The 18,748-nt window shown below is 71.3% G+C and carries 19 protein-coding genes; 13 read left to right on the forward strand and 6 right to left on the reverse strand.

What is annotated here, in order from left to right; translation table 11 throughout:
* Both ACZ7MY_RS03995 and ACZ7MY_RS04000 read right to left on the reverse strand, forming a co-directional pair.
* A partial coding sequence (locus ACZ7MY_RS03995; protein ID WP_499599384.1) for an acyl-CoA dehydrogenase family protein occupies nucleotides 1-1,034 on the reverse strand: 1,034 nt, incomplete at its 3' end.
* Nucleotides 1,035-1,144: 110 nt separating this feature from the next.
* Nucleotides 1,145-2,221, reverse strand: coding sequence for an AI-2E family transporter (locus tag ACZ7MY_RS04000; RefSeq protein ID WP_499599385.1), 1,077 nt, complete (start codon nucleotides 2,219-2,221; stop codon nucleotides 1,145-1,147).
* 136 nt (nucleotides 2,222-2,357) lie between these two features.
* On the opposite strand from ACZ7MY_RS04000, the gene metG reads away from it, so the two are divergent.
* From metG to ACZ7MY_RS04020, 4 genes are all read left to right on the forward strand, one after another.
* Nucleotides 2,358-4,085, forward strand: a complete 1,728-nt coding sequence (gene metG, locus ACZ7MY_RS04005) for a methionine--tRNA ligase (protein ID WP_499599386.1) — start codon at nucleotides 2,358-2,360, stop codon at nucleotides 4,083-4,085.
* A complete protein-coding gene (locus ACZ7MY_RS04010; protein ID WP_499599388.1) occupies nucleotides 4,085-4,630 on the forward strand; it encodes a hypothetical protein in 546 nt (181 codons plus the stop codon). The genes metG and ACZ7MY_RS04010 overlap by 1 nt, the downstream gene beginning before the upstream one ends.
* Nucleotides 4,631-4,702: 72 nt before the next feature.
* A complete protein-coding gene (locus ACZ7MY_RS04015; protein WP_499599390.1) occupies nucleotides 4,703-4,969 on the forward strand; it encodes a hypothetical protein in 267 nt (88 codons plus the stop codon).
* Entirely contained in the window at nucleotides 4,966-5,361 is a 396-nt protein-coding gene (locus tag ACZ7MY_RS04020; RefSeq protein ID WP_499599392.1) for a type II toxin-antitoxin system VapC family toxin, read from the forward strand. The genes ACZ7MY_RS04015 and ACZ7MY_RS04020 overlap by 4 nt, the downstream gene beginning before the upstream one ends.
* Before the next feature lie 100 nt (nucleotides 5,362-5,461).
* Here ACZ7MY_RS04020 and aspS read toward each other — a convergent pair whose 3' ends face one another.
* A complete protein-coding gene (aspS, locus tag ACZ7MY_RS04025; protein WP_499599393.1) occupies nucleotides 5,462-7,231 on the reverse strand; it encodes an aspartate--tRNA ligase in 1,770 nt (589 codons plus the stop codon).
* A 109-nt stretch (nucleotides 7,232-7,340) separates the two neighbouring features.
* Between aspS and ACZ7MY_RS04030 the strand changes: the two genes are divergently transcribed.
* The 4 genes from ACZ7MY_RS04030 (at nucleotide 7,341) to ACZ7MY_RS04045 (ending at nucleotide 11,444) form a co-directional block, all read left to right on the forward strand.
* Nucleotides 7,341-9,449 carry an ATP-binding SpoIIE family protein phosphatase gene (locus ACZ7MY_RS04030; protein WP_499599395.1) on the forward strand — a complete coding sequence of 703 codons (2,109 nt, stop codon included), beginning with the start codon at nucleotides 7,341-7,343 and terminating at the stop codon, nucleotides 9,447-9,449.
* Between the two features lie 21 nt (nucleotides 9,450-9,470).
* The gene (locus tag ACZ7MY_RS04035; RefSeq protein WP_089227507.1) at nucleotides 9,471-9,914 is read left to right on the forward strand and encodes an SseB family protein; all 444 of its coding nucleotides are present in this window, start codon (nucleotides 9,471-9,473) and stop codon (nucleotides 9,912-9,914) included.
* 104 nt (nucleotides 9,915-10,018) lie between these two features.
* Entirely contained in the window at nucleotides 10,019-10,972 is a 954-nt protein-coding gene (locus tag ACZ7MY_RS04040) for a pirin family protein (RefSeq protein WP_499599397.1), read from the forward strand.
* Between the two features lie 232 nt (nucleotides 10,973-11,204).
* A complete protein-coding gene (locus tag ACZ7MY_RS04045; RefSeq protein ID WP_499599398.1) occupies nucleotides 11,205-11,444 on the forward strand; it encodes a DUF397 domain-containing protein in 240 nt (79 codons plus the stop codon).
* Between the two features lie 22 nt (nucleotides 11,445-11,466).
* On the opposite strand, the gene ACZ7MY_RS04050 is transcribed toward ACZ7MY_RS04045, so the two are convergent.
* Nucleotides 11,467-11,952, reverse strand: coding sequence for an ATP-binding protein (locus tag ACZ7MY_RS04050; protein ID WP_499599399.1), 486 nt, complete (start codon nucleotides 11,950-11,952; stop codon nucleotides 11,467-11,469).
* 193 nt (nucleotides 11,953-12,145) lie between these two features.
* Between ACZ7MY_RS04050 and ACZ7MY_RS04055 the strand changes: the two genes are divergently transcribed.
* On the forward strand, nucleotides 12,146-13,015 hold the full coding sequence (locus ACZ7MY_RS04055; RefSeq protein WP_499599401.1) for a Sco1979 family transcriptional regulator: 870 nt from the start codon (nucleotides 12,146-12,148) through the stop codon (nucleotides 13,013-13,015).
* 140 nt (nucleotides 13,016-13,155) lie between these two features.
* Complete coding sequence (locus ACZ7MY_RS04060; protein WP_499599402.1) at nucleotides 13,156-13,503, forward strand: STAS domain-containing protein; 348 nt, start codon at nucleotides 13,156-13,158, stop codon at nucleotides 13,501-13,503.
* 24 nt (nucleotides 13,504-13,527) lie between these two features.
* On the opposite strand, the gene ACZ7MY_RS04065 is transcribed toward ACZ7MY_RS04060, so the two are convergent.
* Nucleotides 13,528-13,950, reverse strand: a complete 423-nt coding sequence (locus tag ACZ7MY_RS04065) for a CBS domain-containing protein (RefSeq protein WP_499599403.1) — start codon at nucleotides 13,948-13,950, stop codon at nucleotides 13,528-13,530.
* Nucleotides 13,951-14,070: 120 nt separating this feature from the next.
* On the opposite strand from ACZ7MY_RS04065, the gene ACZ7MY_RS04070 reads away from it, so the two are divergent.
* The gene (locus tag ACZ7MY_RS04070; protein ID WP_018559126.1) at nucleotides 14,071-14,340 is read left to right on the forward strand and encodes a DUF1876 domain-containing protein; all 270 of its coding nucleotides are present in this window, start codon (nucleotides 14,071-14,073) and stop codon (nucleotides 14,338-14,340) included.
* Nucleotides 14,341-14,382: 42 nt separating this feature from the next.
* Here ACZ7MY_RS04070 and ACZ7MY_RS04075 read toward each other — a convergent pair whose 3' ends face one another.
* Entirely contained in the window at nucleotides 14,383-15,567 is a 1,185-nt protein-coding gene (locus ACZ7MY_RS04075; protein WP_499599405.1) for a magnesium and cobalt transport protein CorA, read from the reverse strand.
* 307 nt (nucleotides 15,568-15,874) lie between these two features.
* Between ACZ7MY_RS04075 and ACZ7MY_RS04080 the strand changes: the two genes are divergently transcribed.
* Nucleotides 15,875-16,078, forward strand: a complete 204-nt coding sequence (locus tag ACZ7MY_RS04080) for a hypothetical protein (protein WP_499599407.1) — start codon at nucleotides 15,875-15,877, stop codon at nucleotides 16,076-16,078.
* 76 nt (nucleotides 16,079-16,154) lie between these two features.
* Nucleotides 16,155-18,695, forward strand: coding sequence for a SpoIIE family protein phosphatase (locus ACZ7MY_RS04085; RefSeq protein ID WP_499599409.1), 2,541 nt, complete (start codon nucleotides 16,155-16,157; stop codon nucleotides 18,693-18,695).
* The last annotated feature ends 53 nt before the right edge of the window (nucleotides 18,696-18,748 follow it).

The raw sequence follows: 18,748 nt of genomic DNA on the forward strand, positions 1-18,748 counted from the left end.
TGGGTGATGGTGACCTTCGGCGCGGACTTGTCGGTGAACTGCGCGAGGTCCGGGCCCTGCACGCGCTCCTTGGCGTACTCCAGCGCGTTGAGGTAGCCGGTGGAGAGGGTGGAGATCGCCTTCGTGCCGACCATCATGCGGGCGAACTCGATGATGCGGAACATCTGGCGGATGCCGTCGTGCTTGTCGCCGATCAGCCAGCCCTTGGCGGGGTGCTTGTCGCCGAAGGTCATCTCGCAGGTGTTGGAGGCCTTCAGCCCCATCTTGTGCTCGACGTTCGTGGCGTAGACGCCGTTGCGCTCGCCCAGCTCGCCGGTCTCGAAGTCGAAGAGGTACTTCGGGACGAGGAAGAGGGACAGGCCCTTGGTGCCGGCGCCGGCGCCCTCGGGGCGGGCGAGGACGTAGTGGAGGATGTTCTCCTCCATGTCGTGCTCGCCGGAGGTGATGAAGCGCTTCACGCCCTCGATGTGCCAGGAGCCGTCCTCCTGCTCGACGGCCCTGGTGCGGCCGGCGCCCACGTCCGAGCCGGCGTCCGGCTCGGTGAGGACCATGGTGGAGCCCCAGGTCTTCTCGACGGCGATCGAGGCGATCTTCTTCTGGACCTCGTTGCCCTCCTCGAAGAGGATGCGGGCGAAGGCCGGGCCGGAGGAGTACATCCACAGGGCCGGGTTGGAGCCGAGGATCAGTTCCGCGTACGACCAGATCAGGGACGGCGGGGCGGTGGTGCCGCCGATGCCCTCGGGCAGGCCGAGGCGCCAGTACTCCGAGGCCATGAAGGCCTTGTAGCTCTTCTTGAAGGAGTCCGGCACCGGGGCGGTGCTGGTCGCCGGGTCGAAGACCGGCGGGTTGCGGTCGGCGTCCGCGAAGGAGTCGGCGAGCTCGTTCTCCGCGAGGCGCGCGACCTCGCCCAGGATGTCCTTGGCGGTCTCGACGTCCATCTCGGCGAACGGGCCGGTCCCGTACAGCTTGTCGCGTCCGAGGACCTCGAAGAGGTTGAACTCGATGTCGCGAAGGTTTGACTTGTAGTGGCCCATGGCGACGGCTCCGTCGGGGTCGGTCGGACGGCGGGAAGGGTGCGCAGTCCTCGCAGCTTTATCACTTACCAGTCGGTAATGATGCTACCCGCGGGTAATAAAAACAACCCCTATCCGGCCGGACGTGACGGAGGGCCTTCGACTTCTGGAGGAACGTCCGGCTCCTGGCGCCGTAGTTCGTCCAGGGCCCCTACGGCGGCCGCCGTGACCGGCACCGCCAGCAGCATCCCGAGGATGCCCGCGAGGCTCGCCCCCGCGGTGATCGCCAGCAGCACGACGGCCGGGTGCATCTGCACCGTGCGGCTCTGCACCATCGGCTGCAGCACGTGCCCCTCCAGCACCTGCACCGCCAGCACCACCCCCAGCGCCCAGACGCCGATCACCCACCCCCGGTCGGCGAGGGCGACGAGCACCGCCACCGCGCCCGAGATGAACGCCCCCAGGTACGGGATGTAGGCGCCGACGAAGACCAGCGCGGCCAGCCCCACCGCCCCCGGCACCCCCAGGATCAGCAGGCCGATGCCGATCAGCGTGGCGTCGATCAGCGCGATGACCGTCGTCCCCCGCATGAAGCCCTCGACGGCCCCGAAGGAGCGGCGCGCGATCCGCTCCAGCAGCGGCCCGGTGCGACCGGGTGCGGCGTCGCGCAGCAGGCCGGGGAAGCGGGCGCCGTCGCGCAGGAAGAAGAAGGTGAGCAGCAGTGCCAGCACGGCGGTCGCGATCACCTGGCCCACGATGCTGATCCCGGACACCACCCCGGAGGCCGCGCGGGCCCCGTACTTGGTGGCGAAGGACTTGAGGCTGTCGATGGTGTCGTTCAGCGAGGTCCCCGTGGCGCCCAGGCGCGGCAGCACCTTGCGGGCCACGTCCTTGAGCGAGGCCACGATCTCGTCGCCGGTGTCCAGCAGGCTGTGCACCACGACGTACCCCGCGCCGGCCACGAACAGCACCAGCACCACGCAGGTCAGCGCCGCGGCCAGCGACCGCTGCACCCGTGCGGCCCGCAGTCTCCGGTGGAGCGGGCCCAGCAGGGCGCTGCCCAGCAGGGCCAGCAGGACGGGCGTGACCACCGCCGCGAAGGTGACGACGAGCCAGACCGCGAGCGCGCCCACCCCGGCCACCAGGAGCACGACGCCGCACCACGCGGCCGTCCGTCGCGCGGAGGCCGGCAGAAGGGGCGCGTCCACCCGTCCAGCGGATCACGGGGGGTCCGCTGTCCGCATGCCGGAAAAGGCGAACGGGTGGCCCGCCGCGGTCGGATACGATATTGACGGTCCGTAGAGGAAATCCTCACCCACAGTAGCGACTTGGGAGCAGCCGGCAATGGCTCGACACCTCATCACCAGCGCCCTTCCGTACATCAACGGGATCAAGCACCTGGGCAACATGGTGGGGTCCATGCTCCCGGCCGACGTCTACTCCCGTTACCTGCGCCAGCGCGGCCACGAGGTCCTCTACATCTGCGCCACCGACGAGCACGGCACCCCGGCCGAGCTCGCCGCGCAGGAGGCCGGGCTCCCGGTCGCCGAGTTCTGCGCCCAGCAGCACGACGCGCAGAAGGCGGTCTACGACGGCTTCGCACTCTCCTTCGACTACTTCGGCCGCAGCTCCTCGCCGCAGAACCGGGAGATCACCCAGGCCATCGCCCGGGAGCTCAAGGAGAACGGCTTCATCGAGGAGCGCGCCATCCGCCAGGTCTACTCCCTGGACGACGAGCGCTTCCTGCCCGACCGCTACATCGTCGGCACCTGCCCGCACTGCGGCTACGACAAGGCGCGCGGCGACCAGTGCGAGAACTGCACCCGCGTCCTTGACCCGACCGACCTGATCGAGCCGCGCTCCGCGATCAGCGGCAGCAGCCGGCTGGAGGTCCGCGAGACCAAGCACCTCTTCCTGCTCCAGTCCAAGCTCTCCCACGAGGTCGAGGCCTGGGTCGACGAGCACGGCAAGGACTGGCCGACGCTCGCCTCCTCCATCGCCCGCAAGTGGCTGACCGAGGGCCTCCAGGACCGCGCGATCACCCGCGACCTGGACTGGGGCGTGCCGGTGCCGGCCGACACCTGGCCGGACCTGGCGGCCGAGGGCAAGGTCTTCTACGTCTGGTTCGACGCGCCGATCGAATACATCGGCGCCACCAAGGAGTGGTCGGACGCCGCCGCCGACGGCGAGCCGCGCGACTGGCGCTCCTGGTGGTACGACGTCGACACCGACGTCCGCTACACCGAGTTCATGGCCAAGGACAACGTCCCCTTCCACACCGTGATGTTCCCGGCCACCCTGCTGGGCACCCGCGACAAGTGGAAGAAGGTCGACTTCGTCAAGGCCTTCAACTGGCTCACCTACTACGGGGGCAAGTTCTCCACCTCGCAGCGGCGCGGCATCTTCACCGACGCGGCCCTGGGGATCCTGCCCGCCGACTACTGGCGCTACTTCCTGATCGCGAACGCGCCCGAGTCCGACGACACCTCCTTCACCTGGGAGCACTTCGCGGCCTCCGTCAACAAGGACCTCGCCGACACCCTCGGCAACTTCGTCAACCGGGTGCTGTCCTTCTCCCGCAAGCGCTTCGGCGACGAGGTGCCCGCGGGCAAGGAGGCCGGGGAGGCCGAGCGGCGCCTGGGCGAGCAGATCGCGGAGCTCCTCGCCGAGTACGAGCGGCACATGGAGGACCTGCAGTTCCGCAAGGCCGCGCAGGCACTGCGGGCCCTGTGGAGCGCCGGCAACTCCTACCTGGAGGAGAAGGCCCCCTGGCTGGAGATCAAGACGGACGCCGACGGCGCCGCCCTGACCCTGCGCACGGCCATGAACCTGATCCACCTCTACGCGGTCGTCTCCGAGCCCTTCATCCCGGCCACGGCCGCCGCGATGCGCGGTGCCTTCGCCCTGGCGGACGACACCGCGGTCTGGGTCACCCCCGAGGAGGCCCGCGCCCTGGCCGCCGTCCCGGCCGGGACGTCCTTCACCGTCCCGCCGGTGCTCTTCGCGAAGATCACCGAGGAGGACCTGGAGTCCTACCGCGAGCGCTTCGGCGGGGAGCCGGAGGCCGCCTGATGCCCACCGAGGCCAGGGACAGGTCCCCAGTGGTGCTGATCCTGGCGGTGGGCCTGACCCTGGTCCTGCTGGTGGCCGGGGTGATCGTCGCGGTCTCGCTGACCGGTTCGGGCGACCGCCGCTCCGGCGCGGCCCCGGACGCGGACGGCGCGTGCCGCGGCAGCAACGTCACGCTGGAGGCGGCCGCCCGGCGCTTCGGCCTGCGGCTGCCGGACGACCGGCGGGACGTGCACTACCTCGCGCAGGGCGGCGGGCTGTCCGGCGCGCACGAGCTCGAACTGAGCTTCCGTACGACGGCCGACGGCCTGGAGGGGTTCCTCTCCGGTTCCGGTTTCGGTGCGCTCGGCCCCGACGTCCAGGCGCTGCGCGTGGGCGAGCCCCCGGCCGACCCCTGCCGCCGCGCCGCCGGTGGCCTGGCGAACGCCCGCTACGCCGGCGACCACGTCCCCGCGGCGGCGGCGCACGGCGCCTACAGCCGCGGCGTCGCCGTCGACGACAGCGACCCCGCCCACCCGGTCGTCGCCCTCGTCGCCCTGGACGGCTGAGCGGGGCGGCCGCCCGACGTCCCGCCGGGCGCCTGCATGCACATGTGCATGCAGGCGTGCGACACTGTCCGTATGGTTGCTCTCCAGATCCGTGACGTGCCCGAGGAACTTCGCGACCGCCTTGCGGCCATAGCGGAGGAACGCGGCCAGTCGCTTCAGGCATACCTGTTCGACCTCGTGCGCGACGAGGTGCGACGCAGGGACAACCTGGCCGTCCTCGAGCGGTTCTCGCGGTCCGCGTACGGCACCCGGCTCGCCGAAGGCGACGTCATGGACGTGTTGCGTACGGCGAGGGCCGAGCGGGACGCGCAACTCGGTGTGCCGGGAGGCGACGAGTGATCGTCGTCGATGCCTCGGTCTTCGCCTTTTCGCTCCTGGACGAAGGCACGACCGGTGAGCGTTGCCGAAGCGCCCTGGCTGAGGACGACCGGTGGATCGCGCCACATCACTGGACGATCGAAGTGATGTCCGTGATACGGGGCAATCTGCTCGGCGGAAAGATCACGGCAGGTCATGCCGCGGACGCGGTGGAGGCACTCTGCGGGCTCGACCCCGTTGTCCCGATGACCCGCGTTCTGCTGCCCCGCGTCTGGGAACTCCGAGGCAACCTCACGGCGTACGACGCGGCGTACGTGGCCGCCGCGGAGGCGTACGGCTGCCCGCTCCTCACGACCGACGGGCGGATGGCCCGGGCTTCCGGCATCCGCTGCGCGGTCGAGGTCGTCGGCTGACGGGGACCGACCGGCCGGGCGGCACGGGACGCGGGCGGACGCGAGGGGCCCGGAACCGCATGGTTCCGGGCCCCTCGGCGTCACGACGTGGTGCGGGCCGTCAGGCCTTCTTCTCCGGGGGGAGCCGCAGCGCGAGGTGCAGCTCCTTCAGGCGGGCCTCGTCGACCTGGCTCGGGGCGCCCATGAGCAGGTCCTGGGCGTTCTGGTTGAGCGGGAAGGCGATGGTCTCGCGGATGTTGGGCTCGTCCGCGAGCAGCATGACCATGCGGTCGACGCCCGGGGCGATGCCGCCGTGCGGCGGGGCGCCGAAGTGGAAGGCGCGGAGCATGCCGCCGAACTCGTGCTCGACGGTGTCCCGGTCGTAGCCGGCGATCTCGAAGGCCTTGTACATGATCGCGGGCTCGTGGTTCCGGATGGCGCCGGAGGACAGCTCCACGCCGTTGCAGACGATGTCGTACTGCCAGGCCAGGATGTCCAGCGGGTCCTTGGTCTCCAGCGCCTCCAGGCCGCCCTGCGGCATGGAGAACGGGTTGTGGGAGAACTCGACCTGGCCGGTGTCCTCGTTCTTCTCGAACATCGGGAAGTCGACGATCCAGCAGAAGCGGAAGACGTCCTCCTCGAACTGGCCGGCCCGCTTCGCGGCCTCGACCCGGACGGCGCCCATGATCTTGGAGACCTCGTCGAACTCGCCCGCGCCGAAGAAGATCGCGTGGCCCGGCTTGGCGTCGACGGCCGCGAGCAGCGACTTGACGTCGTCCTCGGTGAGGAACTTGGCGATCGGGCCGGTGAGGGTGAGGTCGTCGCCGACCCGGACCCAGGCCAGGCCCTTGGCGCCCTGCTCGACGGCGTAGTCGCCGAGGTTGTCGAAGAACTTGCGCGGCTGCTCGGCGGTGTCCGGCACCGGCAGGGCCCGGACGTGCTTGCCGGCGAAGGCCTTGAAGCCGGAGTCGGCGAAGACCGCGGAGACGTCCACCAGTTCCAGGCGGGCACGCAGGTCGGGCTTGTCGTTGCCGTACTTGACCATCGACTCGCGGAACGGGATCCGCGGGAACGGGGAGGTCACGTGGCGGCCGCCGCCGAACTCCTCGAAGAGGTCGGTCATGACCTTCTCGATGACCTGGAAGACGTCCTCCTGCTCGACGAAGCTCATCTCGACGTCGAGCTGGTAGAACTCGCCGGGCGAGCGGTCGGCGCGGCTGTCCTCGTCGCGGAAGCAGGGCGCGATCTGGAAGTAGCGGTCGAAGCCCGCGATCATCAGCAGCTGCTTGAACTGCTGCGGGGCCTGCGGGAGCGCGTAGAAGGTACCGGGGTGCACGCGGGAGGGCACCAGGAAGTCGCGCGCGCCCTCGGGCGAGGTCGCGGACAGGATCGGGGTGGCCAGCTCGTTGAAGCCGAGCGCCGTCATCTCCCGCCGCAGGAAGCTGATGACCTGGGTGCGCAGCATGATGTTGCGGTGCATGCGGGCGCGGCGCAGGTCGAGGAAGCGGTTGGTGAGCCGCATCTCCTCGTTGGCGTTGTCCTCGGGGAAGACCGGGAACGGCAGCTGGTCGGCGGCGCCGAGCACCTCCAGCTCGGTGACCTCGACCTCGACCGCGCCGGTGGGCAGGTCGGGGTTGACGTTCTCCTCCGAACGGGCGACGACGCGGCCGTCGACGCGCAGCACGGACTCCTTGGACTGGTGGCTCAGTGCCTCGTACGCGGGCGTGCCCGGCCGGGCGACCAGCTGGACCACCCCGTAGTGGTCCCGGAGATCGACGAACAGGATGCCGCCCAGATCCCGGCGATTGTGCAGCCAACCACTCAGGCGCACTTCCGCGTCTACGTCGGTGGCGCGCAGCTCACCGCAGGTGTGGGACCGGTACCGATGCATCGTTCATCCAAGTCGTCTGAAGTTCGGGGATGAGGCCTCCCCAGTCTACGGGGGTACGCGCGCCCGACCCCATTCGGATGAAAGCCGCGAAAAACCATAAACTATGCGAATGCGCATCGAGGACGTGCTGGCCTCGCTCGGCACGGGTGTCTGGCGCTGGGACAGCGCCACGGACATGGTGGAGCTCGACGCCGTGTGCGCCGGGCTGCTCGGACTTCCGCCCCGGCCGCAGAGGGTCCACTCGGGCGTGACCCGGGCCCGTTACCACGCCTCCGACTACGTGGACATGTCGGCGGCGGTCGCCCTGGCGGTGGCCGAGGGCACCTCCTCGGAGTCCTCGCTGCGCGTGGTCCGCGAGGACGGACGGGTCGTCCGCACGGTCGTGATGCGCACCTTCGGGCTCCCCTCCGCGGACGGCCGGCCGCAGGAGATCGTCGGGACGCTGCAGGAGGCGGCCGCGGTCCACGGGATCGTCGGCGCGGGCACCGGCGCCCGGCCCGCCGTGACGGCCCCGGCCGCACCGGCCGACTGGCGTCGGTCCCGCGAGGCCTTCCTGCTGGACGCGGGCCGGGCGCTGGCGGAGGCGGACAGCACCGAGGAGGTGCTCCGCGTGGCCGCCCACCTGTCCATGCCGGGGTTCTCCCCCGACCGCCTCGCCGTCTTCGGCGTTCAGGGCGACCGGCTCCGCGCCATCGGGTTCCACGGGCAGCGGCCGGGCGACGAGGCGCCCTTCCTGGACATGCCGCTCGGCACGGAGTACCCGGCGGCGGTCGTGGTGCGCACCGGCCGGGCGGTGTACCTGCAGAGCCCCCAGGCGTACGAGGAACGCTTCCCGGCGACGTGGCCGCTGGTGCGGGACTTCGGGCGGTCGTCCTGGGCGTACGTGCCGCTGGTCGTCGCGGGCCGCACGATCGGCGCGTGGATGGCGGCCTTCCGGGAACGCGTCGCGTTCACCGCGGACGAGCGGTCGGTGCTGACCACCGTCGCCCGGATGCTCGCCCAGGCGTTGTCCAGGGCGCATCTGCACGAGTCCGAACGGGAGCTGTCCGCGGGCCTGCAGCGCGCGATGCTGCCGGGACGCCGGCCGGCCGTCGAGGGGATGGCGCTGACCGCCCGCTACGTGCCGACCGGCGGCGGGCTGCAGGTGGGCGGCGACTGGTACGACGTGATCGACCTGCCGTCCGGGCGCACCGCGCTGGTCGTCGGGGACGTACAGGGCCACGACGTGCGCGCGGCGGGGCTGATGGGGCAGTTGCGCATAGCGCTGCGCGCGTACGCCGCCGAGGGGCACCGCCCGGACGCGGTGATGTCCCGGACCTCCCGTTTCCTGGCCGGGCTCACCCACTGCTCCGAGGAGAGCGAGGACAGCCGTTTCGCCACCTGCCTCTACATGGAGTTCGATCCGGCGAGCGGCACCCTGGACGTGGTGCGGGCCGGCCATCTGGACCCGGTCGTGCGGCTGGCGGACGGTACGACGATCGTCCGGCGGACGGCCGGCGGGCTCCCGCTGGGGGTCGTGCCCGACTCCGACTACCCGACCACGCGGCTCACCCTGGAGCCCGGCGAGACGATGCTGATCTGCACGGACGGCCTGATCGAGACCGGGGGCCACGACCTGGACACCGGCTTCGAGCGGGTGCGCTCGGTGCTGGAGGACACGGTCGACGACGGGCTGGAGGCACTCGCCGACACGCTCGTGGAGGCGGTGCACGGGCCGGCCTCGCACCATCTGACCGGCCCGCTCGCCGACCGCCGCGAGGACGACATCGCGCTGCTGCTGGTGCGCCGCGACCCCGTCGGGACGCGGGGCGAGGTCCCGGTGCGGCGCAGTGTGCTCACCGTCGCCCAGACCGACGCCCGGCAGCTGCGGGCGGCCCGGGAGGAGGTCCGCGCGCTGCTGCACGACTGGACGTCGGGGGAACAGGTGGACGCGGCCGTGCTGCTGGTGTCGGAGCTGGTCACCAACGTGCTGCTGCACACCGACGACGACGCGGTGCTGGGCGCGCAGCTGCTCGGCGTTCCGGGCGTCCGGCGGCTGCGGGTCGACGTGGCCGACCGCAGCGACGACATGCCGCACCGCCGCAACCCGGGCGAGCTGGCGGCCTCCGGGCGCGGACTGCTGCTCCTGCAGGAGATGTCGGACGCCTGGGGCGTGGATCCGCTGGGCGAGGGCAAGGCGATCTGGTTCGAACTCCACGAGGCTCCCGTCCGGGCCTAGCGGCCCGATACGCTGTGTGCCGTGTACGGCTACGACCAGAACGGGATGGCAGGGGCGGCGCCGCCGATGGGCGGGGCCGCGATGGGTGCGAGCTACCCCGAGCCGTCACCGCCCTCGCTGGCGGACGCGGTCCGCGCCTTCACGACGGGCTCGATGTCGGCGGAGGACTTCCAGGCGGTCTTCGCCACGTCCAAGGTCTACTGCCCGCGCGGCGACAACCCCGGTTTCCTGGCGCTGCACGACACGCAGCAGCCGGTGATCCCCATGTTCTCCTCGCTGAAGCAGCTGCGCCGCTACGCGGGCAAGGAGTCCAAGTACTTCGTGATCACGGGCGCCGAGGTGCTGGACCTGCTGCCGACCGGCTACGGCTTCGTGCTGGACATGGAGGGCGAGCACCGGATGGTGTTCGACGCCAAGGCGGTCGAGCAGATGGTGGAGTTCACCATGCGGCGGATGTACGGCTGATCCCGCCGCAGGCCACGGAAACCGGACAAAGGCCGGGGAACGGTTGCGGGAAGTTCAGCGTTCAACTATGTTGAACGTTGAACAATACGAGGAGGATCCAGGCCATGCCCGCAGTGACCGTCGAGAACCCGTTGACCCTGCCGCGCGTCCACGCCCCCGCCGACGCGGTACGGCGGCGTGCACTGCAGGTGACCACCGCCCCCAGCGGCTTCGAGGGGGAGGGCTTCCCCGTCCGCCGCGCCTTCGCGGGCATCGACTACAAGAACCTCGACCCGTTCATCATGATGGACCAGATGGGTGAGGTGGAGTACGCGCCCGGAGAGCCCAAGGGCACGCCCTGGCACCCGCACCGCGGCTTCGAGACCGTCACCTACATCATGGACGGCGCGTTCATCCACCAGGACTCCCACGGCGGCGGCGGCACCATCACCGACGGCGACACGCAGTGGATGACGGCCGGCAGCGGGCTGCTCCACATCGAGACCCCGCCCGAGGCGCTGGTCATGAGCGGCGGCCTGTTCCACGGTCTGCAGCTGTGGGTCAACCTGCCCGCCAAGGACAAGATGATCGCGCCGAAGTACCAGGACATCCGCGGCGGCAGCGTCAAGCTGCTGGCGTCGGAGGACGGCGGCGCGCTCATCCGGATCATCGCCGGCGACATCGACGGCCACGAGGGCCCGGGCGCCACGCATACCCCGATCACCATGCTGCACGTCTCGGTGAACCCCGGCGCGGAGCTCACGCTCCCCTGGCGCGCGGACTTCAACGCCCTCGCGTACGGCCTCGCCGGCCGCGGCACCGCGGGCCCGGAGGGCCGGCCCTTCCGCATGGGGCAGGCCGTGGTCTTCGGGCGCGGCGATTCCCTCACGATCCGCGCCGACGAGTCCCAGGAAACGCGCAGCCCGAACTTCGAGGTCGTCCTTCTGGGCGGGCTGCCGATCCGTGAGCCGATGATGCAGTACGGCCCGTTCGTGATGAACACCCACGCCGAACTCGCCCAGGCCTTCGACGACTTCAAGGCCGGCCGGCTCGGCACCGTTCCCGCCGGTCAGGAGTGACGGCGGCCGCCGCGGGCGGCTCCGGCATTAAACGGCCCCGGCCGGGAATCCGATTCCCGGACGGGGCCGTCGCATACGGTGGGAGCAATTCCGTCGGGCGGTTCGTTGGCCCTTCATTGGCCGCTGCATTCACCCTGAGTGACTGCACGTGCACTTGCACGTGCAGATGCACGTGACTACGTCTCTGGCTATCATCTCCCGTGTCCTGCACGGCACTTACCTGGAGAGAAGCATGCGCCACACGTACAACGGCATGGCCGCGTCCGATCTCCGCGGAGTGGTGTGGCAGAAGAGCCGGCACAGCAATGCGAACGGTCAGTGCGTGGAACTGGCCGCGCTTCCGGACGGCGACGTGGCGGTGCGCAATTCGCGTTTTCCGGACGGACCGGCGCTGATATACACGAAGGACGAGATCGAATCCCTCATCGTGGGGATGAAGAACGGGGAGTTCGATCACTTCGTGGCGAACTGACCCCGGTCGTCCCCGGCACGGTTCAACGGGACGTGCCGTCGTCCTGTCCGGGCATGCGGAAGAGGGCCCAGACGACCTTTCCCGTGCCGGTCAGGGGATGCCAGCCCCAGGTCTCGCTGAAGGACTCCACCAGGTGCAGCCCGCGTCCGGACTCGGCGACGAAGTCGGGGGCCTTGGCGACGGGTCCGTGGTTGCTCGGGTCACGGACCGCGCAGACTACGCGCGTTGACCATCTGACCAGGCTGAGCCTGACGCACCCGTGGGCCGCGTCCTCGGGCAGTGCGTAGCGCAGGGCGTTGGTCACCAGTTCGGAGGCGACGAGTTCGATGCCGTCCTGGAGCTCCTCGAGCTGCCAGGCGTGCAGCGTCGTCCGCGCGAATCTTCGTGCGTCACCGACCGCTTCGTACCGGGGCGGCAGCGGGCAGGAGGTGGCGCTCGACGACGAAAGGCGCTCCGGAACCAGCCCGTCCCATAAGGGCTGCACCCCGGCCGAGCTCTCAGTCCACATGCGCACCACCCGGTATCGGCACGTACGTCATCGTCCCGTACGGCCGGTGGCCGATGCAAGGGGCGGATGCACGTGCATTTGCATGACACGGGCGGGTGGTGCGGAAGTGACGATCGAGCGTGACCGATCGAGTACTGAACGCAGCGCGAAGATGGCAGACTGCTGGATGCCACGGGGGAGAAGGTAGGCGCAAATGACCACAGTGCAGTCAGGAAGCGGATCCATGGTGCGCCGCATCCTCCTGGGCTCGCAGCTGCGCAGGCTGCGCGAGGCGCAGGGCATCACCCGTGAGGCCGCCGGCTACTCCATCCGGGCGTCCGAGTCGAAGATCAGCCGCATGGAGCTCGGGCGCGTGAGCTTCAAGGAGCGCGACGTGGCCGATCTGCTCACCCTCTACGGCATCACCGACGACGCCGAGCGCACGGGGCTGCTCGGGCTGGTGCGGGAGGCCAACGTCGCCGGCTGGTGGCACGGCTTCGGCGACGTCCTGCCGCAGTGGTTCCAGACCTACGTGGGCCTGGAGGAGTCCGCCTCGGTCATCCGGTCCTTCGAGACGCAGTTCGTGCACGGACTGCTGCAGGCCGACGACTACACCCGCGCCGTCATCGAACTGGGCCACCCGGACGCCCCCGCCGACGAGGTGGAACGCCGGCTGGACCTGCGGCACAAGCGCCAGAAGCTGCTCGGCTCGGAACTCGCCCCGGAGATCGTGGCGGTGATGGACGAGGCCGTCGTGCTGCGCAGGTTCGGCGGGCGTGAGGTGATGCGGGCCCAGGTCGCGCACCTGGCCGAGGTCTCGGAGCACCCCCACGTGACGGTGCAGTTGCTGCCGCTGGAGTTCACCGGGTACTCCGCCGGGGCCAGCGGTACCTTCACCCAGCTGACCTTCCCGGAGTCCGACGTGCCGGACGTCGTCTACGTGGAGCAGCTCACCGGGGCGATGTACATCGACAAGCGCGAGGAGGTCGACCAGTACCGCGTCGTCATGGCGAAGCTCCGCGCCGACTGCCTCTCCCCGGAGGCCACCAGGGACCGGCTGAACGCCGTCCTCCGCGACATCTGAGCGTGCCCGGCGGCACCCGCCGGGTGCCGCGTCGGCCCCTCTGAACAGGGGTTTTGCAGCTTTTCACAGATCTCACTCGATCGAGTGAAGTGGACCTTGACGCATTGGTCGGGTCATCGGCCCGGTGATCTCATGCTCCGGTGAGCCCGTACCTGCGGACCCGCACGACCGACGGGTGCGTCGTGGTCGAACTCAGCGGGGAGATCGACATCGTGGCGGCGATCGAGATCACTCCGCTGCTCGACGCGCTGACCCGCGCCCCCCGCACGGACCTCGTCGTCGACCTGGGGCCGGTCGACTTCATCGACTGTTCCGGACTCGCTGCGCTGTGCCGGGTACGGAGCCGGGTCCACGGCAACGGCGGGCGGGTGCAGTTCGTCTGCGCCCGGCCCCCGACCCTCAGGGTCCTGCGCGCCACCGGGCTGCTGAAGGCCTTCCGGCCGGTGCCGAGCGTGGACGAGGCGCTCGCCCGGATCGGGCGGCCGTGACCGCCCCGTCCACACGGCCGTGGGTCAGTCCGAGCAGACGGCCGACACGAACTCGGCGACCCGTTCCTGCGGCAGGTGGCGGGCCACGTCGGCCTCGCTGATCATGCCGATGAGGCGGTGCGCGGGATGGTCGATCACCGGCAGCCGGCGCACCCGGTACTCCTCCATCAGTTCCAGCACCCGGTCGATCTGCTCGTCCCCCTCGATGATCTGCGGCCGGCCCATGGCCAGCTCGCCGCAGGTGACCTCGGCCGGGTCGCGTCCCTCGGCGACGCACTTCAGCACGATGTCCCGGTCGGTGACGATGCCGACCAGCACGTCGTCGTCCCCGCAGATCGGCAGCGAGCCGATGTCCTGCTCGCGCATGATCCGGGCCGCGTCGGTGAGGCTCTCCCGCTCCCCTACGCACATGGCGCCGGGGTGCATGATGTCCAGTGCGGTGGTCATGACGGCGCCTCCTTGTGGCGTGGACCGATTTCCTTTGGCTCCATCGTCACCCTGGTGGAGTACTTCCGCGATAGGGAGCACGCTGGAAGGAGACACCGGGACCGCTGGAGGTGTTCCGTCATGCAGACCCTCGTCGGATGGCACATAGAGATGGACTTCCGGGAGGACGGCGCGCGGACGAAGGCCGCCGCGCTGCTCCGCCTCCCGGACGGCACTGAGGTCCGGTCGCACGGCCACGCCAACCGGCATCCCTCCGACCCCGAGCAGGAACGGGTCGGCGAGGAACTCGCGGCGGCCAGGGCCCTCAACGACCTCGCCCGTCAGCTCCTCGGCAAGGCGGCGCACGAGATCGAGGAGGTCACCCGGGTGCCCGCGCACCCCAGGATCTGAGCCCCCCCAGGATCCGAGCGGGCCGGGCCCGGCCCGGGGCCCTCACAGCCAGCCGCGCCGCTTGAAGACCAGGTAGAGGCTGACGCAGACCACGCCCATCAGCAGGATCGCGAAGGGGTAGCCGAGCAGCCAGTGCAGCTCGGGGATGTGGTCGAAGTTCATGCCGTAGATCGTGCCGACGAGGGTGGGCGCGAAGAGGATGGCGGCCCAGGCGGAGATCTTCTTGATCTCCTCGTTCTGCTCGAAGCCGGCCTCCGCGAGCGCCCGCATCTCGGCGTTCTGCTGCTGCGCGACGAGGGTCGCGTTGAGGGTGAGCAGGTCGCCGAGCGCCTGCCGGAAGCCGTCCACCCGCTCGATGGTGTGCGTGACGTGGTCGGCCACGTCGCGCAGGTAGCGCTGCAGTTCCTCGTCGGTGCCGTACTTCACGAAGCCCGCTTGCAGCCCGTCCAGCATGGGGACGAGCGGGCGGGTCGCGCGCTGGAACTCCAGCACCTCCTGGGAGAGCTCGTAGATCCGGCGGGAGACCTGCGGGTCGCCGCCGAAGACCTGGATCTCGCTCTCCTCCATGTCCTTCTCGACCCCCGCGACGACCGGCGCGTAGCCGTCGACGACCGTGTCGAGTATCGCGTAGAGCACCGCCTCCGGCCCGAGCGTCAGCAGTTCGGGGTTGCTCTCCATGCGGCGCCGCACGGCGGACAGGTCGGGGGCCGCGCCGTGGCGGACGGTCAGCACGAAGCCGGGGCCGACGAAGATGTGCAGCTCGGCGAAGTCGACCTCCTCCGGGGCGTCCAGGTAACGGGCGGCGCGCAGGACGACGAAGAGGGTCTCGCCGTAGCGCTCCAGCTTGGGGCGCTGGTGGGCCTGGATCGCGTCCTCCAGGGCCAGCGGGTGCAGGTCGAACTCCTTCGCCAGCGACACCAGCTCGGCCTCGCTCGGCCGGTAGAGCCCGATCCACGCCATCGCGCCCGGCTCCGCGCGCAACTGGGTGTACGCCTCGGCGAGCGAGGAGGGGGTGGCGATGCGGCGGCCGTCGCGGTAGAGGGCCGCGTCCATCACGCTGCTCACGCCGGCGACCGCGGTCTCCGCGATCCGCGGCTCCAGGGAGGCGTCGCCGTCCCCGGCCGGGGGTGCGGACGGCCGGGCGGGGCGGGCCGTCCTCGCCGTCCTGGTCCTCTCCTTCGCCGAGTTCCTCAGTGCGCGCAGGGCTCGCAGTCGACGCCCGGACACCGGCAGCACCCCCTCCTTCGGGCCTTCCGAGCAGGGTAGCCCGAGCCCGCCGGGAAGGGCCGCACCTCACCCGCACCGGCACCCGGTTCCTGGTGCCGTCGCCCGGCCCGGGGCGTCCGTGCCGACGGCCGGGCGCCGGCTCGTCGACGTACCGGTCGCGGCCTCGGTGGGCCGGCCGGCGCTGCTCGCGGTCTTCGTCCCGCTCGCGATACGGCGGTACGCACGCGGGGGGCGGTGACCGGGACCGACGAGTAACCTGATTCGCGGGGGACACGGGGGACACCGGGGGCGTACTCCGGAGGTCTTGATGGACGTCCCGGTGCTCTTCGGCCGGTTTCTCCTCGCGCCGCCCGCCCCCGCGGGGGCCGCCGTCCGCCCCGAGGACCGGTTCCCGCCGGGCGTGCTCCGCGGGCCGTTCCCCTCCGCCTTCCCCTCCCGCCCCGGCCACGGGCTCCGGCAGGCAGCCGGCCCGTTCTCCGACCCGCCCTCCCCGCTTCCCGTGACGCCGTGAGCGGCACCCCTCGGGCGGGAAGAACAAGAACGGTGAGCGGAGCGTAACGTTGCGGGCGGATACGGAGTGGCTGGCCATGGGGACTCCCGAGGAACGCGTGGACGCGGGCGTGGCGGACGCCGTCACGTTGCTGCTCGACGCCGAAGGGAAGCTGCTGACCTGGCCCCCCGCCGCCGAGCGGCTGCTCGGCCGCCGGGCGGCGGACGTCATCGGCACCCCCGCGGTGGGCCTGCTCGCCCCGGAGGACGCCGCACGGCCGCCGGAGATCGCCGAGCGCTGCCGTACCGAGGGCGGCTGGACGGGCGCGCTGCGGCTGCGTCGCGACGACGGCCTGAGGGTCACGCTGGGCGTACGGGTGGCCGGGCTCCCGGAGGGCGTCGGCGGCTCGTCCGCCCGCTGGATGGTCCTGGCGGCGGAGTCCCGCAGCACCGCCCGGTCGTCGGCGTCCGGGATGACCCCGACGATGCTGGAGCGGATCGTGGGCCAGACACCGATCGGGCTGGCCGTGGTCGACACCGAACTGCGCTGCGTCTGGTCGAACGCGGCACTGGAGCGCTTCGGCGGCGGCCCCTCCCAGGAGCGGCTGGGCCGCCGGCTCGCGGAGATCCAGCCGGGCCTGAACGCCACGGTCCTGGAGGCGCAGATGCGCCAGGTCCTGGAGACGGGCGTTCCGGTGATCGACTACGAGCACGTCGGACGGTTCCGAACCGACCCGCGCCGCGAGCAGGCGCACGCGATGTCCTTCGTGCGGCTGGAGGACGAGCGCGGCGTCCCCGTGGGCGTCTGCTACTCCGTGGTGGACATCAGCGACCGCTGGCGGGCCAGGAAGCGGCTGTCGCTGCTGGACCGGGCCAGCGAGCACATCGGCCGCACCCTGGACGTGATGCACACCGCGCAGGACCTGGCGGACGTGGTCGTGCCGGACCTCGCCGACTACGTGGCGGTCGAGTTGCTGGAGTCGGTCATCAAGGGCGCGGAGCCACAGCCCGGTCCGCTGGGCGACGCGGTCACCGTGCCGCTGCGCCGCGGCGGGATGCGGTCGGCGCGGCAGGGTGAGCCCCACCCGGCGTTCGGCATCGGGGCGGTCTCCGCGTACCAGGAGGACACCCCGCCGATCCGCTGCCTGACCGACGGCACGTCCTGGCTCAGCTCGCGGCTGGACCCGCTGGAGCGGGAGTGGGCCGCGGGCCCGGCCGGCGACCGGGTGCTCCACTTCGGTGAACTCGGCCTGCACACGGCGATGGTGGTGCCGATCCGGGCCCGCGGGGTCACCCTCGGCGTGACCCTCTTCTTCCGGGTGCGCCGGGCCGACCCCTTCGACGGGGAGGACCTGCGGCTGGCGGAGGAGGTCGTCGCCAGGGCCGCGGTCTGCCTGGACAACGCGCGCCGCTACACCCGGGAACGGGACGCGGCCCTCGTGCTGCAGCGCAGCCTGCTGCCGCACACCTTCCCCCCGCAGGACGCGGTGGAGGTCGCCACCTACTACCGGCCGGCGGACGAGCTGTCGGGCGTGGGCGGCGACTGGTTCGACGTCATCCCGCTGTCCGGGGCGCGGGTCGCGCTGGTGGTGGGGGAGGTGGTGGGCCACGGCATCGAGGCGGCCGCGACGATGGGCCAGTTGCGTACGGCGGTGCGGACGCTGGCCGACCTCGACCTGCCGCCGGAGGAGCTGCTGGCGCACCTGGACGACCTGGTCGTCCAGGTGTCCCGGGAGGCCGGGGAGTCCGCGACCGTCGGGGTCGGCGGCAGCGCGCTCGGGTCGAGCTGCCTGTACGTGACGTACGACCCGGTCAGCAGGCACTGCGTCATGGCCAGTGCCGGCCATCTGCCGCCCGCCGTGCTCCGGCCCGCGGGCGAGCGGTGCGGGGCCGAGGGCGGGGAGGCCGTCCGCTTCCCCGAGCTGCCCATCGGCCCGGCGCTGGGCCTGGGGGGACTGCCCTTCGAGGCGACCGAGTTGCAGATGGAGGAGGGCAGCGTCCTCGCGCTGTACACCGACGGCCTGGTCGCGCCGGTGGAGGGCGCGGGGGACGTGCCGGACAGCGGGCGGAGCCGGCTGCGGGCCGCCCTGGAGGCGGAGGACGTGCCGCTGGACGCGCTGTGCCGCGGTGTCGTCGACGAACTGGCCCCCGCCCGCCCGCACGACGACGTGGCGCTGCTGCTGGCCAGGACGCGCTGCCTGGACCTCGGCCGGGTGGCCTCCTGGGACCTGCCCGCCGACCCCGCGGTCGTGGGCCGGGCGCGAGCGCTGTCCACCAGGCAGCTGGAGGACTGGGGCCTGGGCGACCTCGCCTTCACCACCGAACTGGTCGTCAGCGAGCTGGTCACCAACGCGATCCGGCACGGTTCCGGTCCGATCCGCCTCCGGCTGATCCTGGAACGCGCGCTGATCTGCGAGGTCTCCGACGCCAGCAGCACCTCGCCGCACCTGCGGCACCCGCGCACCACCGACGAGGGCGGTCGCGGGCTGTTCCTGATCTCGCAGTTCGCGCAGCGGTGGGGCACCCGCTACACGGACGAGGGGAAGATCATCTGGGCCGAGCAGTTCCTCGACGGCCACGGTCCCGACGTGGGCATCGACATCGGCATCGACACGGTGACGGTGGGCGGGCCGGCCTGACGCCGGGGTCCGCCGCGCGCGTACGCCTGTTCCCCGTCACCGGTACGCCCGTT

It is taken from the genome of Streptomyces sp. NPDC111520 (assembly GCF_055635295.1).

Coding starts and splice junctions, on each gene's coding strand:
- ACZ7MY_RS04015 (WP_499599390.1), top strand. CDS start 4,703: ATGGTTGCTCTCCAGATCCGTGACGTGCCCGAGGAACTTCGCGACCGC.
- ACZ7MY_RS04065 (WP_499599403.1), bottom strand. CDS start 13,950: ATGACCACCGCACTGGACATCATGCACCCCGGCGCCATGTGCGTAGGG.
- ACZ7MY_RS04050 (WP_499599399.1), bottom strand. CDS start 11,952: ATGTGGACTGAGAGCTCGGCCGGGGTGCAGCCCTTATGGGACGGGCTG.
- ACZ7MY_RS04055 (WP_499599401.1), top strand. CDS start 12,146: ATGACCACAGTGCAGTCAGGAAGCGGATCCATGGTGCGCCGCATCCTC.
- ACZ7MY_RS04010 (WP_499599388.1), top strand. CDS start 4,085: ATGCCCACCGAGGCCAGGGACAGGTCCCCAGTGGTGCTGATCCTGGCG.
- metG (WP_499599386.1), top strand. CDS start 2,358: ATGGCTCGACACCTCATCACCAGCGCCCTTCCGTACATCAACGGGATC.
- ACZ7MY_RS04045 (WP_499599398.1), top strand. CDS start 11,205: ATGCGCCACACGTACAACGGCATGGCCGCGTCCGATCTCCGCGGAGTG.
- ACZ7MY_RS04085 (WP_499599409.1), top strand. CDS start 16,155: ATGGGGACTCCCGAGGAACGCGTGGACGCGGGCGTGGCGGACGCCGTC.
- ACZ7MY_RS04030 (WP_499599395.1), top strand. CDS start 7,341: ATGCGCATCGAGGACGTGCTGGCCTCGCTCGGCACGGGTGTCTGGCGC.
- aspS (WP_499599393.1), bottom strand. CDS start 7,231: ATGCATCGGTACCGGTCCCACACCTGCGGTGAGCTGCGCGCCACCGAC.
- ACZ7MY_RS04040 (WP_499599397.1), top strand. CDS start 10,019: ATGCCCGCAGTGACCGTCGAGAACCCGTTGACCCTGCCGCGCGTCCAC.
- ACZ7MY_RS04070 (WP_018559126.1), top strand. CDS start 14,071: ATGCAGACCCTCGTCGGATGGCACATAGAGATGGACTTCCGGGAGGAC.
- ACZ7MY_RS04080 (WP_499599407.1), top strand. CDS start 15,875: ATGGACGTCCCGGTGCTCTTCGGCCGGTTTCTCCTCGCGCCGCCCGCC.